This window comes from Haloarcula sp. MBLA0138 (genome assembly GCF_055632455.1).
Map to the genome: position 1 here is coordinate 1,684,073 of NZ_CM145746.1, position 11,834 is coordinate 1,695,906.

At 69.7% G+C, this 11,834-nt stretch carries 13 protein-coding genes; 5 read left to right on the forward strand and 8 right to left on the reverse strand.

From position 1 onward, the window contains the following. Positions 1-10 precede the first annotated feature (10 nt). Positions 11-1,084 carry a tubulin/FtsZ family protein gene (locus tag ACV7JO_RS09015; RefSeq protein ID WP_470353078.1) on the reverse strand — a complete coding sequence of 358 codons (1,074 nt, stop codon included), beginning with the start codon at positions 1,082-1,084 and terminating at the stop codon, positions 11-13. A gap of 171 nt (positions 1,085-1,255) precedes the next feature. Beyond that, on the reverse strand, positions 1,256-1,531 hold the full coding sequence (locus ACV7JO_RS09020; RefSeq protein WP_470353079.1) for a MarR family transcriptional regulator: 276 nt from the start codon (positions 1,529-1,531) through the stop codon (positions 1,256-1,258). A 132-nt stretch (positions 1,532-1,663) separates the two neighbouring features. Here ACV7JO_RS09020 and ACV7JO_RS09025 point away from each other — a divergent pair, with 132 nt between their 5' ends. After that, complete coding sequence (locus ACV7JO_RS09025) at positions 1,664-2,194, forward strand: SRPBCC family protein (protein ID WP_470353080.1); 531 nt, start codon at positions 1,664-1,666, stop codon at positions 2,192-2,194. On the opposite strand, the gene ACV7JO_RS09030 is transcribed toward ACV7JO_RS09025, so the two are convergent. After that, positions 2,195-2,857, reverse strand: coding sequence for a halocyanin domain-containing protein (locus ACV7JO_RS09030; RefSeq protein ID WP_470353081.1), 663 nt, complete (start codon positions 2,855-2,857; stop codon positions 2,195-2,197). It lies immediately after the preceding gene. Positions 2,858-3,006: 149 nt separating this feature from the next. Here ACV7JO_RS09030 and ACV7JO_RS09035 point away from each other — a divergent pair, with 149 nt between their 5' ends. From ACV7JO_RS09035 to ACV7JO_RS09045, 3 genes are all read left to right on the forward strand, one after another. Further along, positions 3,007-3,792, forward strand: a complete 786-nt coding sequence (locus tag ACV7JO_RS09035) for an aldo/keto reductase (RefSeq protein WP_470355764.1) — start codon at positions 3,007-3,009, stop codon at positions 3,790-3,792. Positions 3,793-3,858: 66 nt separating this feature from the next. Beyond that, a complete protein-coding gene (locus ACV7JO_RS09040) occupies positions 3,859-4,608 on the forward strand; it encodes a hypothetical protein (RefSeq protein WP_470353082.1) in 750 nt (249 codons plus the stop codon). Between the two features lie 47 nt (positions 4,609-4,655). Continuing rightward, positions 4,656-4,841 carry a DUF7333 family protein gene (locus ACV7JO_RS09045; protein WP_470353083.1) on the forward strand — a complete coding sequence of 62 codons (186 nt, stop codon included), beginning with the start codon at positions 4,656-4,658 and terminating at the stop codon, positions 4,839-4,841. Here the strand turns inward: ACV7JO_RS09045 and ACV7JO_RS09050 are convergent. Both ACV7JO_RS09050 and dnaJ read right to left on the reverse strand, forming a co-directional pair. Next, positions 4,833-5,582 (reverse strand): hypothetical protein, encoded by a 750-nt coding sequence (locus ACV7JO_RS09050; protein ID WP_470353084.1) that lies wholly within the window; start codon positions 5,580-5,582, stop codon positions 4,833-4,835. The genes ACV7JO_RS09045 and ACV7JO_RS09050 overlap by 9 nt on opposite strands. A gap of 48 nt (positions 5,583-5,630) precedes the next feature. After that, positions 5,631-6,779, reverse strand: a complete 1,149-nt coding sequence (gene dnaJ, locus ACV7JO_RS09055; protein WP_470353085.1) for a molecular chaperone DnaJ — start codon at positions 6,777-6,779, stop codon at positions 5,631-5,633. A gap of 155 nt (positions 6,780-6,934) precedes the next feature. Here dnaJ and ACV7JO_RS09060 point away from each other — a divergent pair, with 155 nt between their 5' ends. Beyond that, positions 6,935-7,447: a hypothetical protein gene (locus ACV7JO_RS09060; RefSeq protein ID WP_470353086.1), complete on the forward strand. Its 513-nt coding sequence runs from the start codon at positions 6,935-6,937 to the stop codon at positions 7,445-7,447. A 61-nt stretch (positions 7,448-7,508) separates the two neighbouring features. Here the strand turns inward: ACV7JO_RS09060 and dnaK are convergent, their stop codons facing one another. From dnaK to ACV7JO_RS09075, 3 genes are all read right to left on the reverse strand, one after another. Further along, positions 7,509-9,410, reverse strand: a complete 1,902-nt coding sequence (dnaK, locus tag ACV7JO_RS09065; RefSeq protein ID WP_470353087.1) for a molecular chaperone DnaK — start codon at positions 9,408-9,410, stop codon at positions 7,509-7,511. A 151-nt stretch (positions 9,411-9,561) separates the two neighbouring features. Then, complete coding sequence (locus ACV7JO_RS09070; protein WP_470353088.1) at positions 9,562-10,257, reverse strand: nucleotide exchange factor GrpE; 696 nt, start codon at positions 10,255-10,257, stop codon at positions 9,562-9,564. 130 nt (positions 10,258-10,387) lie between these two features. After that, a complete protein-coding gene (locus ACV7JO_RS09075; protein ID WP_470355765.1) occupies positions 10,388-11,806 on the reverse strand; it encodes an MATE family efflux transporter in 1,419 nt (472 codons plus the stop codon). Between the last annotated feature and the right edge of the window lie 28 nt (positions 11,807-11,834).

Here is an 11,834-nt window from a genome sequence, read left to right on the forward strand (position 1 = left end):
TCGGAATCGACTACAGTAAGCTGTCGAGGTCGTCGTTCTCGAACTCGTCGGGGTCGACGGACTGGCCCTGAGACTCGGCGGCCTCTTGGGCGCGCTCCATGAACTCGTCGACGCGGGAGGAGCGCTCGACGCCCGAGAGGACGACGAGTGCCGCGATCTTGTCCGAGCCGATGGGGAAGTCGCCGCCCCGGACCTGCATGCTGCCGGTCTCGTCTTCCACCCAGCGGCGGGCGCGCTCGACCCCCTTCCGGGAGAGGCGTTCGGGGTCGCCGGCGACGACGAGGAGGGCGGCGTCGGCGTCGACGGCGTCGGGGAGGCTCATGCTCGTCAGGAGCGCGTTGCGGGTGACGCTGGTGATGGTGTTGACGTTCTCCGCGGGGTCCTCGCTGGCCTCGGCGCTGGCGTAGCCGATAGAGGCGATGCCGCCCCCGCGGAGCGTGTTGATTATCTCCGAGGAGTCGACGACGCTCTCGCCGACGCCCTCGACGGCCTCGCCGGAGGCGAAGAGCAGCCCGATTCGCTGTGCGATGGCGTCGTTGATACGCTCGTACCCCTCGGCGACGCTGTCGCCGGTGCCGCGCCACGCGTCGTTGTCGACCAGCAGGAGCGAGTCGGCCTCGCGCGCGGCGGTCTTCAGCGACCGCCCGGCGTTGGCCTGATAGATGCCGCCCTCGTCGCGCCCGGGGAGGATGCCGAGGACGTAGATCGGCATGTCGTAGATGCGGTTGAGTTCGCGCGCGAGCATCGGCGCACCGCCGGAACCGGTGCCGCCGCCGAGTCCGGCGACGATGACGACGGCCTCGGCCTCGGTGGTGATGCGGCCGTCGAGGTTGTCCATGACCTCGGTCGCGTTCTCCTGCATCACCTGTGCGCCCAGTTCGTTGTCGCCGCCGACGCCGTGGCCTTTCACCCGGTCTTGGCCGATGAGCGTCGTGTCGATGTCGAGGTTCTGGAGGTCCGCCTTGGCGGTGTTGACCGCCATCGCACCGCGGACCGCCTCGAACCCCATGTCGTAGTCGAACTCGGCGAGGGCCTGTGTTACCTTCCCACCCGCCTGTCCGACACCAATCAGGACGACCTTCATACCGAACGTCTCGGTAGGGCGACTAATCAACGTTACCCCGAGACATCGGAAAAAACCCCCGCTGACCGCGGTCGAACGCCGGCGGACGCCGGCGGATGGGCGGCCGCGACCGCTCGTGGGTCGTCGGTGGACGGCCTCGTCGGTGCCGGCGCGTGCCCGCTGGCGAGGACGTTACTCGATGCTGAGCGCGTAGATACGCTTTCGCGCGTCGGCAAACGAGAAGCGGGCGTCGACGACGCCGGCGTCCTCGAGGCGGTTCAGCGCGTACCGGACCGTCCGGGGCGGTAGCAGCGTCTCGTCGGCGAGTTGGCTCTGGGTCAGCGTGTCGTTGTACTCCAACACCTTGGCGACGAGCTTCGCGCTGGGCGGGAGGTCCCGGACCGCGTCCCAGCCGTCTGTGTCCGCGTCGGTGTCGGCGTCCGCGTGGTGTGCGTCGGATGCGCTCATATGCTACTCGTAGCGGATACAGGGTAATAATATTTCTTGTTCTAATATATGCTTTCTAAGCATCTTCCGGCAGTCATCGCCGGCAGCTGTCGGTCCCGAAAGCTTACGTCGGGAACCGCACCCATACCGTACGTGGACGAGATCGAGGTCACGACGACGGTGTACGTGCCGCCGTCGGAGATATACGAGTTTCTGCTCGATTTCCCCGGCTACGCGCGGTACTCGGAGTACATCGACCGCGTAGGGCGTGAGGGCGACGGGGCGAGCGGGACCCGGTACGACCTCGTCTTCTCGTGGTGGAAGCTATCCTACACCGCTCGGTCCGAGGTGACCGGCACCGACCCGCCCAACCGCATCGACTGGCGCATCGTCAAGGACATCGACGCCGAGGGGTACTGGCAGGTCGAGGCGGCCCCGGAGGCCGCGCCGGCGGACGCGCCGACCGCCTCGCGGGTGCGGTTGTACATCCAGTTCGACCCCGGGTCGGCGTCGTCGGACGCGGTCGACCTCCCGCGACTCGTCTCGATGGACTGGGTCATCGAGAGAGTGAAACCCCTCGTCGAGAAGGAGGCGACCCGCATCGTCGAACGGGTGGTCAGAGACCTCGAAGGACGGTCCCGCGAGGTCGAGTTGGACATCCGGACCGGGCCGGAGTCGGTCTGACTACTCGCCGGCCGGCGTCTCGTAGTCGCCGCCGTACCGCATGAAGAAGTACGCCAGCCCCAGCGTCGCTATCATCACGAACGTCGTCGCGATGCCGAGGGATTTGGCGCTGCCGGGGACCTCCGGCGGCCCGCTGCTGCCACCGCCGCCACCGCCGCCGGCGGTCGGGTAGTCGGTCCCGACGACGACGGCACCTTTCATGCCCAGCCCTTGGTGGGGGGTACAGACGTACTGGTAGATGCCGTCGGACTCGAACGTGTGCTCGTAGTTGACGCCGCTCTGTGAGACGGCGCTGCCCGAGTCGAGCGGGCCGTCGCCCTGCGAGACCACGTTGTGGCCGCCGCCGTTGCCGGTCCACTCGAACTGGACCGTCGCGCCGTTATCGACGTGGATCGCCGGCGGGTCGAAGGCGTACGCGCCGCCGTTGCCCTCGGCCCCGACAGTGACCGTCGCGGTGTCTTGGCCGGTGGCGTCAACCGTCGTCCCGTCGAAGTTCCCGACGTTGCTGAACCAACTGCCGTAGTCGGGGGTCCCGCCGCCACCGCCTTCGCCGCCGCCCTCTTCCTGTGCGGTCGCGGTCCCTGCGGCGGCCGAGACAGCGGTGGCCCCCGCGGCCGTCCGAACGAAGTCCCGACGAGATACGTCCACACTACCGTCTGACATACACGGCACTTCGGCGGTCCCCGTCCTGAATATGTCGGTTTGGATTCGGCATCGCGGCCGGTTCCCGGCCCCTTTTTACTCGCAAGCCCTCATCGTCGGTGATGACAGAGACAGACGCGACACCCGGCAGTGTACCGGCCGCCGACGGGATGCCGATGCTCGGTCTGGGCACGTGGCAAAACGACGACGCGGACCAGTGCGCCGCGAGCGTCCGGACGGCCCTCGAAGCGGGCTATCGACACATCGACACGGCGCAGGCGTACGGCAACGAGGACGCCGTCGGCGACGGCATCGCGGCGGCCGAGGTCGACCGCGAGGAGGTCTTCCTCGCCACGAAGGTCTGGACCAAGAACCTCGCGGGCGACGACGTGCTGGCGACGACCGAGGCGAGCCTCGACGCCCTCGGCGTCGACAGCGTCGACCTCCTGTACGTCCACTGGCCCACGAACGAGTACGACCCCGAGGACACGCTCTCGGCGTTCGACGAACTGTACGCCGACGGCAAGATAGACCGCGTCGGCGTCTCGAACTTCGGGCCCGAACACGTCGAGCGCGCCCTCGACGTGCTGGACGCGCCGCTGTTCGCCAATCAGGTCGAACTCCACCCCTTCCTCCAGCAGGAGGAACTGCGCGCCCACGCCGACGAACACGGCTACGAACTGGTCGCGTACTCGCCGCTGGCCCGCGGCGCGGTGTTCGACAACGACACCCTCGCGGACATCGCCGACGCCCACGGCGTCAGCGAGGCGCAGGTCAGCCTCGCGTGGCTCCGCGAGAAGGGCGTGACGGCCATCCCGAAGGCGACCGGGCGGGACCACATCGTCGACAACCTCGCCAGCGCGGACCTGTCGCTGACCGACGCCGAGATCGAGCGCATCGACGCCATCGAGACGACCGACCGGCGCGTCGACCCGGACTGGGCCCCGTGGAACTGAGCGGGGGCCACACACCGCGGCGGTCGGCCTCAAAACTTTAACGCGGGTGGGGCGATACCATCGCGTATGTCCGTCCAGAGCGAAGGTATCGTCGGCGGTGCACGGGTCGACCTCAGGCGCATGCACGAGACGTGGATGGAACTCGTCTACCCGCGCCAGCGGGGCGCCAGCGACACCGTCCTCGGCACGTGGACCCCCGACTCGCAGGCCGGCCGTCTCTTCTATCGCGCGTGGTCGGTACTTGGCGTCCCCATCGTGGGCGTCGTCTACCCGCTCGTACTGCTCGGTGTCATCCTGCGCTACCAGACGCGGCGCATCAGCCTCACCGCGACCCGTCTCGGACTCGTCGGGGTCGTCCTCCTCTCCCTGCTCGTCTGGGGTGGTCTGGCCGCGCTCGTCAGGGTCGAACCCGGACAGTTGGACCTCGCGGCCGGCGGGTTCGTCGCCGTCGCGGTCGCCGGCGGGGTGGCGACGCTGTCGGCGGCGCTCGCCGTCGGGTCCCGGGCCGTCGGCGGCCGCGTGACGACCGTCGCGCTCGCGTACCCCTTCGCCGTCACGGCTATCTTCCTCCCGCCGGTGGTGGCGGCGCTGTACTCCACGTTCGTCGCCGGCATCGTCCTCACCGGCAGCGACGCCTTGGCCCGCTGGCTCCTCTACGACCTGCTGGGAGGCAACAGCGTCGCGCAGTTCTTCATCGAGAACTTCGAGCGCGAGGGGGTCGCGTACGTCCTGATGTGGCTCGGCATCTCGTTCCCGCTCGGGTGGGTGCTGGGGTCGCTGGTGTCGCTCGCGGACCTCGTTCGCCCCACAGACTGACCGGGACGCGAACGCTTAGGCCCCCGAAGCCCCAACGGCCGACCGTCATGGAGTTCGACCGGACGAAAACGGCACTGGCGTTCGTCGTCCTGTTCGCCGTACTCGCCGTCGGGACGTTCATGAGCCCGATGACGACGAGTACGGTGATGATGGTGCTGGGGGGACTGCTCGTGTTCGGTCTGCTGACGCTGTTTCTCGGCGTCCAGCACGGCCAGTACCGCGCCTCACGGTGAGGCGTCCGCGGGGGTGACCACCCGCGTCTCCGGCACGTCGTCGTCGGGAGCCACCGCCACGTCCGCCGGGTCGTCGCCGCTCAGTCGCACGGTCGCGCCGGCCCGCATCGGCGCGAGCAGGCCGGCGACCAGCGCGCCGGCGCTCGTGACCGGCGCGCGGAGCGCGACCGTCGTCCCCTCGTCGATGTCGTAGTCGGCAACGACGCGGCGGCTCGCGGCCAGCAGGTCGCCGTGGGAGTACAGCGCGTCCGTGGCCAGCACGTCGTCGTCGGGCGCGACCTCGGCCGGCGGGGCCAGCGGGTTCTCGCTCCAGAGTTCGCGCTCGAACTGGGCGACCGTCGGGTCCTCGGCCGGTCCGCCATAGGCCAGCGCCTTCGTCCCGGGGCCGAGTTCGTAGCGGTCCAGCCAGCCGGCCGGGGCGACCAGCGCCGTCGCGTCGACCGCACCGGGCGGGTCCGGGTCGACGACGGCTCCGTCGAGCGCCGCGGCGAGGACGGCCAACAGCGCGTCGGGGGCGTCGCGTAGCCGGCCCGGTTCGTCGTCAGCCGTCGGCTCTTTCGGCCCGGCGACGACCGCCACGCGGGTCCCGTGGCGGACGCCGTAGTGGCGCATGAGGTTCCCGCCCTTCCACGCGTTGGTTGCGAAGTCGCTGTAGCTGTACGGCGCGGTCCGCTCGGGCGCGGTGAACAACACGCCGTCCCGCTCGCGGGCCCGCGCGACGAGGTCGCCGAGTGTCTGCATGGGCGTGGGTTGGGCCCGCCGGGAGAAAAACGCCGCGAGTGCGACCGGTTACAGCGAGTTCTTCAGCTTCTCGAAGAAGCCCTCGTCGACCTCGACCTCCTCGCCGCCGGCCTCCGCGAACGCCTCCAGCGCCTCCCGCTGCTCGGCGTTCAGTTCCTCGGGCGTGACGACCTGCACCTTCACGTAGAGGTCGCCGTCGCCGCGCCGACGCAGGCGGGGCATCCCCTTGCCTTCGAGGCGGAACACCTCGCCGCTCTGAGTGCCACTGGGCACGTCGAACTCCACGTCGCCGTCCAGCGTCGGCACGGAGACCGTAGCACCGAAGACCGCCTGCGGGAAGGAGACGGCGTGCTGGTGGACGAGGTCGTCGCCCTCCCGCTCGAAGTCGGGGTGGTCGCCGACCCGGAGTTCGATGAGGAGGTCGCCGTTGGGGCCGCCGCGCTCGCCGGGCGCGCCCTCCCGCTCCATCCGGAGGGTCTGGCCGTCCTCGACGCCCGGCGGAATCTCGACTTCGAGGGTCGCGTCGTTCTGGACCGTGCCGTTGCCACGGCAGGTCGAACACGTCTCCTCGTAGACGGTCCCCTCGCCGTCACAGCGCCGGCACGTGGTGGTCTGTTGGACCCGCCCCATCGGCGTCTGCTGGACCTGCCGCGTCTGACCCTGCCCGTCGCACTCCGGGCAGGTCCGCGAGTCGGTTCCGGGCGGGTGTCCCGAGCCGTCGCAGTCGCCGCAGGTCTCGGGCCGGGTGACGTGCAGTTGCTTCGTCGCGCCGTCGTAGGCCTCCTGTAGGTCGATGTCCAGCCGGGTCTGGAGGTCTTGTCCCTGCCGCGGGCGGTTGCCGCCGCCACGTCCGCCGCCGCCGAAGAACTGGTCGAAGATATCCTGCATGTCGAACCCGCCGGCCCCGCCGAAGGGGTCCCCGCCCGCGCCGGCGCGTCCGCCGGCACCGCCGCCGGCCCCGCCGCGCTTCTCGGCCTGTTCGAAGCGCTCGTGCCCCATCTGGTCGTACATCTGACGCTTCTCGGCGTCGGTCAGCACCTCCTTTGCCTTCTTGGCTTTCTTGAACTTCTCCTCCGCGTTCGGCTCGTCGCTGACGTCCGGGTGGTACTCGCGGGCCTTCTGCCGATAGGCCTCCTGAATCTCCTCCTCCGACGCGTCTCGCGAGACGCCCAGCACCTCGTAGAAGTCCTCGCTCATTCGTTGTGCGAAGCATAGACGATTGACCCACTTGAAAAGAACGGGTCCGGCCGAGACCGGCGGCGACCCCGAGTCACGCCTTGCTGACGCCGTGGCCCACCGATGCCCCGCACAGACCGGGGGGCTTATTTCCGTCCCGGCGGACGGTTCTCGTAATGACAGGGGGAGCGCCGGCCGCCGACCGAGGAGCCGTCACCGCCGAGCGGGTCGCGGTGTGGTGTCTCGCACTGGTGGCTCTGGGCGGCCTCGTCGCCGTCGCCTACGGCCCGGTCGACGCCGCGACCGCGGCCCCCGAGGCGACCGTCGACGTGGCGTTCGACGCGGCGACCGGGTCGGTGACGCTGACTCACGCCGGCGGCGACACAGTCGGCGGCGACGCGAGCGAACTCGCCGTCGTCGTCACCGACGCCGACCGGAACGCGACCGCGCGCCTCCGCTGGGCCGGCGCGGGTGACGGCCCCGTGAGAGCCGGTGACGCCTTCGTCGTCGACGACCCCCGTGTCGACGCCGACGGCGACGGGAACTACCTCGACGGCGACGCCTCGGTCGGCTTCTACCTCGCGGCCGGCGACACCGTCCGCGTCGTCTGGACCGGCCGCCCGCTCGGTGCCCCGAGGACGCGAACGGCGACGCTGACCGAAGCGACGCTCGCCAACGAAACCGCGTGAAAACGGGAGCGCGTACACGTCTCCGTCGTCAGTTCACGGCCGACGGGCTGACGGCGGCGACTTATTCGTCGTCGTTCTCGTCGACGTCCTCGAAGTCGGCGTCGACGTACTCCTCGCCCTGCCCGGCCGCGCCGCCGGCGGCACCGCCCGCGGCACCGCCCATGCCGCCGGGACCGGCACCCGCAGCGCCCGCGCCGGCACCGCCCGCGGCCTGCTGGGCCTGTCCCTCGTACATCTGCTTGCCGATCTCCTGTAGGGCCTCCGAGAGTTCCTCGGCGGCCTCGTCGTAGTCGTCTTTCGTGGCGTCCTCGTCGTCGAGTACGTCCTCAACGTCCTCGATTTTCGCCTCGATGTCGGAGACGAGGTCGGCATCGAGTTCCTCCTCGTTCTCCTCGAGCAGGGTCTCGGCGCGGCGGATGGAGGCCTCGGCCTCGTTGCGGGCCTCGATGCGCTCGCGGCGCTGTTCGTCTTCCTCAGCGTGTTGCTCGGCCTCCTCCTGCATCTCCTCTATCTGCTCGTCGGAGAGGCCGGCACCGCCCTCGATGGTGATGTCCTCCTTGTTGCCCGACCCCTTGTCCTCGGCCTCGACGTTGACGATGCCGTTCTCGTCGATGTTGAACGAGACCTCTATCTGCGGGGTGCCGGCGGGGGCCGGCGGGATGCCCGAGAGGGCGAACGCGCCCAGTAGCTCGTTCTCCTCGGCGATTTCACGCTCGCCTTGGAAGACGCGTATCTGGACCTGCGTCTGGTTGTCCTGTGCGGTCGTGAATATCTTCGACTCCTCGGTCGGGATGGTGGTGTTCTTCTCGATGAGACGCTCGAAGAGACCGCCCTTGACCTCGACACCGAGCGACAGGGGCGTCACGTCCAGCAGGACGATATCGTCCACGTCGCCCGAGAGGACGCCGCCCTGAATGGCCGCGCCCAGCGCGACGGCCTCGTCGGGGTTGACGTTCTTCTTGGGCGCTTGGCCGGTCATCTCCTCGACCCGGTCCTGCACTTGAGGCATCCGGGTCGAGCCGCCGACGAGGATGACCTCGTCGATGTCGCCCTTGTCGTAGCCGGCGTCGGAGAGGGCCTGCTCGGTCGGGCCGACGGTCCGGTCGATGAGGTCCTCGGTCAGGCTCTCGAAGGTCGCCCGGGTGAGCTTCTCTTCGAGGTCCAGCGGGCCGTCGTCGGTCGTCGCGATGAACGGCAGATTGATGCGGGTCTCCTTCCGGCTGGAGAGTTCGACCTTCGCCTCCTCGGCGGCTTCGGTCAGGCGCTGGAGGGCCTGCCGGTCGTCGCGCAGGTCGATGCCGTGTTCGTCCTCGAAGTTGTCCGCGAGGTAGTCGATGATTGCCTCGTCCCAGTCGTCGCCACCGAGGTCGTTGTCCCCGTTCGTGGCGACGACCTCGTAGACGCCGCCCCCGAGGTCGAGGATGGAGACGTCGAAGGTGCCGCCGCCGAGGTCGTAGACGAGGACGGTCTGGTCAGACTCGTCGTCGAGGCCGTAGGCCATCGCGGCCGCGGTCGGCTCGTTGACGATGCGTTCGACCTCGAAGCCGGCGATTTCGCCGGCGTCCTTCGTGGCCTGTCGCTGACGGTCGTTGAAGTACGCGGGGACCGTGATGACCGCCTTCTCCACGTCGTCGCCGAGGTACTCCTCGGCGTCGCGCTTTATCTTCTGGAGTATCATCGCCGAGACCTGCTCGGGCGTGTACTCCTCGCCGTCGAGTTCGACGGTGTAGTCGTCCTCGCCCATGTGGCGCTTGACGGACTGGATGGTCTCGTCGGGGTTCTTGACGGCTTGGTTCTTCCCGGGCTTGCCGACCAGTCGCTCGCCGTCGTCGAACGCCACGACCGACGGTGTCGTCCGCTCACCCTCCGAGTTCACGATTATCTCGGGGTCGCCACCCTCCATGACCGCGAACGCGCTGTTCGTGGTCCCGAGGTCGATTCCGAGAATCTTGTTGCTCGCCATCTTACACGCTCCTATCGGATTCGGCCGGTTAAAAGTTGCTAGATTGGCCGACCCGCGAACGGTCCGGAGGGCGCGCCTGCCGTCGGTTTTATACGGTTCGAAACGTAGCGACCGGAGGCTATATCACGCACCGCAAACAGCGCGCTCCGGCCTACTCCTCGCGGCTGACTGTCACTTGGGCCTCGCGGAGCATCTTCCCGGCCATCTCGTAACCGAGACGGTGCACGTCGGCGATGGTGCCCGCTTCGGCGTCGCTCTCGACCTGCGCGAGCACCTGATGGCGGGTGGGGTCGACCTCGGTGCCGGGGTCAGGGTCGACCACGTCGACGTTCTCCGCGTCGAGGACGTCGTCGAGTTGTCGGAGCGTCGACTCGACGCCGCCCCGAATGTCCGCGTCCGCGTCCTGCTCCAAGGCCCGGTCGAGGTTGTCACGCACGTCCAGCAACCGCTCGACGAGGTCCTCCGTGGCCCGCTCTTTCTCCTGCTCGCGGCGCTTCTCCATCCGCTTCTTGTAGTTCTGGAAGTCGGCCTGCTTGCGCTTGAGCTTCGCCTCCAGTTCGTCTATCTCCGCGGTCTGTGCGTCGACTTGCCCTTCGAGGCCGTCGACGCGGGTCCGCAGCGCGGCCAGTTCGCGGGCCACGTCCTCGGGCTCCGCGTCGGCGACCCGGTCGACGAGTTCGTCGTCGACCCCGCCGTCGTAGTCCGCGGCGATGTCGTCGAGGGAGACCGCCCCGGCACCGCCCTCGTCGGCCGCTCCGTCGGGGCCGGCCTCGGAGTCCCCGTCCGTGGCCGCTTCCCCGTCGGTCGCGGTCGCGTCGACGCCGTCGGCTGTGTCCTGCTCGGTCATACCTCCACGGAGGCGTCACACGGGTAAAAGGATTCAGAAACCGCGTGGCGGGCATCCGGCGTGCCGTCCGGCGGGTCCGCATCTCGCCGTCCCGAACCGGTAGCGACCGGCGACGCCGTGGCGGCCGGTCTCAGTCCGTCGTCGGCCGGTACCGACGGCTGAGCGAGCGCCATGTCCCGTCGTAGAACCGCCGGGTGTTGAGCACCGCCGGCACCAGCGTCTCCAAGACGAGCGCGAGGTACAGGCCGGCGACGCCAAGCGGCGTCACCAGCGCCGCGGCGGCGACCGGGAGCGCGAACAGGTACCGCCCCGCAAGCGACGCGGCCAACGGGTAGCGCGTGTCGCCGGCACCGCGCAGGGCACCGGTCGCGGAGCCGCCGACGCCCAACGGCACGACGCTGACGGCGGCGACGACGACGAACGCCCGCGCGGCCGGGACGGCACTGGCGTCGCCGACGAACAGCAGGGCGATGGGGGCCGACAGGGCGACGACGGCCGCCGCCGCGACGACGTAGACCACGCTCGACAGCCGGAGGATGGCGGCTCCGTAGGCCGTGGCGTCGGTCTCGTCGCCGGCACCCAGCCGCTGGCCGACGAGCGAACTCGACGCGATGCTGAACCCCCAGCCGAAGCTGTTGACCAGTCCGCGGACGCGCCGGCCGACCTCCAGCGCGGCGACCACGTCCGAGCCAAAGCGGCCGGCGATAGCGAGCATCGGGAACGCCACGAGCCCCTCGGCGACGCGGCGCGCCATCAGCGGCGCGCTCACCCGGAGTAGCTGCCGGACCAAGCCGATGTCGAGGTGGGGCGGGGCCGACGAGAGCGCGACCGGGCTGGCACCGCGGCCCCAGTACTCGCGGCCGAACATCCCCCACGAGAACGCCAGCGTCACCAGCACGGTCGAGAGGGTCGTCCCGAGCGCCGCGCCGACGACGCCCATCCCGGCCCCGAACACCAACGCCGCCGAGATGACGACGTTGAGGACCGCGCCGCCCGCCCGGAACGCCATCGGCGTCATGGTGTCGTTGCCGGCGGCGTAGGTCCGGCTGGCGACGAGGTTGCAGAACTCGAAGCCGAGCGCTGGCGCGGCGACAGCGAGATACCGGCTCCCGTAGCCCAGCACGTCCGTCTCGGGACCGAACAGTCCGACGAGTGGCGTCGCAAACGTCACCAGCGCGGCCACGAGGGGGACGGCGAGGAAGAGCGCCACTCCGAGGCTCTGCTCGACGACCAGCGCCGCTCGCCCGCCCGCGTCGCCGCCGTAGTTCTGCGAGACGAGGCTGATGGTGCCCCCGGCCAGCCCGATGCCGAGGAACTTCCCGACCTGCCAGTAGACGTTGGCGAACGCGAGGCCGGCGACGGCCGGCGGGCCCAGCGCCCAACCCACGATAGCCACGTCCGCGGCCCGCTTCGACATGATGGCGAAGCCGGTGACGACCCGCGGCCACGCGAGGTCGACCGTCTCGCCGAGGCGGCGGCGGTCGATGACGCCCGCTCGCTCCAGCGCGCCGGCCACGGCCGCGGCCAGCCACGCGAGGCGTGCTCGCATCATCGACACCTCGACCGCGACGCTAATC

Coding starts and splice junctions, on each gene's coding strand:
- ACV7JO_RS09015 (WP_470353078.1), bottom strand. CDS start 1,084: ATGAAGGTCGTCCTGATTGGTGTCGGACAGGCGGGTGGGAAGGTAACA.
- ACV7JO_RS09020 (WP_470353079.1), bottom strand. CDS start 1,531: ATGAGCGCATCCGACGCACACCACGCGGACGCCGACACCGACGCGGAC.
- ACV7JO_RS09030 (WP_470353081.1), bottom strand. CDS start 2,857: ATGTCAGACGGTAGTGTGGACGTATCTCGTCGGGACTTCGTTCGGACG.
- ACV7JO_RS09035 (WP_470355764.1), top strand. CDS start 3,007: ATGCCGATGCTCGGTCTGGGCACGTGGCAAAACGACGACGCGGACCAG.
- ACV7JO_RS09040 (WP_470353082.1), top strand. CDS start 3,859: ATGTCCGTCCAGAGCGAAGGTATCGTCGGCGGTGCACGGGTCGACCTC.
- ACV7JO_RS09045 (WP_470353083.1), top strand. CDS start 4,656: ATGGAGTTCGACCGGACGAAAACGGCACTGGCGTTCGTCGTCCTGTTC.
- ACV7JO_RS09050 (WP_470353084.1), bottom strand. CDS start 5,582: ATGCAGACACTCGGCGACCTCGTCGCGCGGGCCCGCGAGCGGGACGGC.
- dnaJ (WP_470353085.1), bottom strand. CDS start 6,779: ATGAGCGAGGACTTCTACGAGGTGCTGGGCGTCTCGCGAGACGCGTCG.
- ACV7JO_RS09060 (WP_470353086.1), top strand. CDS start 6,935: ATGACAGGGGGAGCGCCGGCCGCCGACCGAGGAGCCGTCACCGCCGAG.
- dnaK (WP_470353087.1), bottom strand. CDS start 9,410: ATGGCGAGCAACAAGATTCTCGGAATCGACCTCGGGACCACGAACAGC.
- ACV7JO_RS09070 (WP_470353088.1), bottom strand. CDS start 10,257: ATGACCGAGCAGGACACAGCCGACGGCGTCGACGCGACCGCGACCGAC.
- ACV7JO_RS09075 (WP_470355765.1), bottom strand. CDS start 11,806: ATGCGAGCACGCCTCGCGTGGCTGGCCGCGGCCGTGGCCGGCGCGCTG.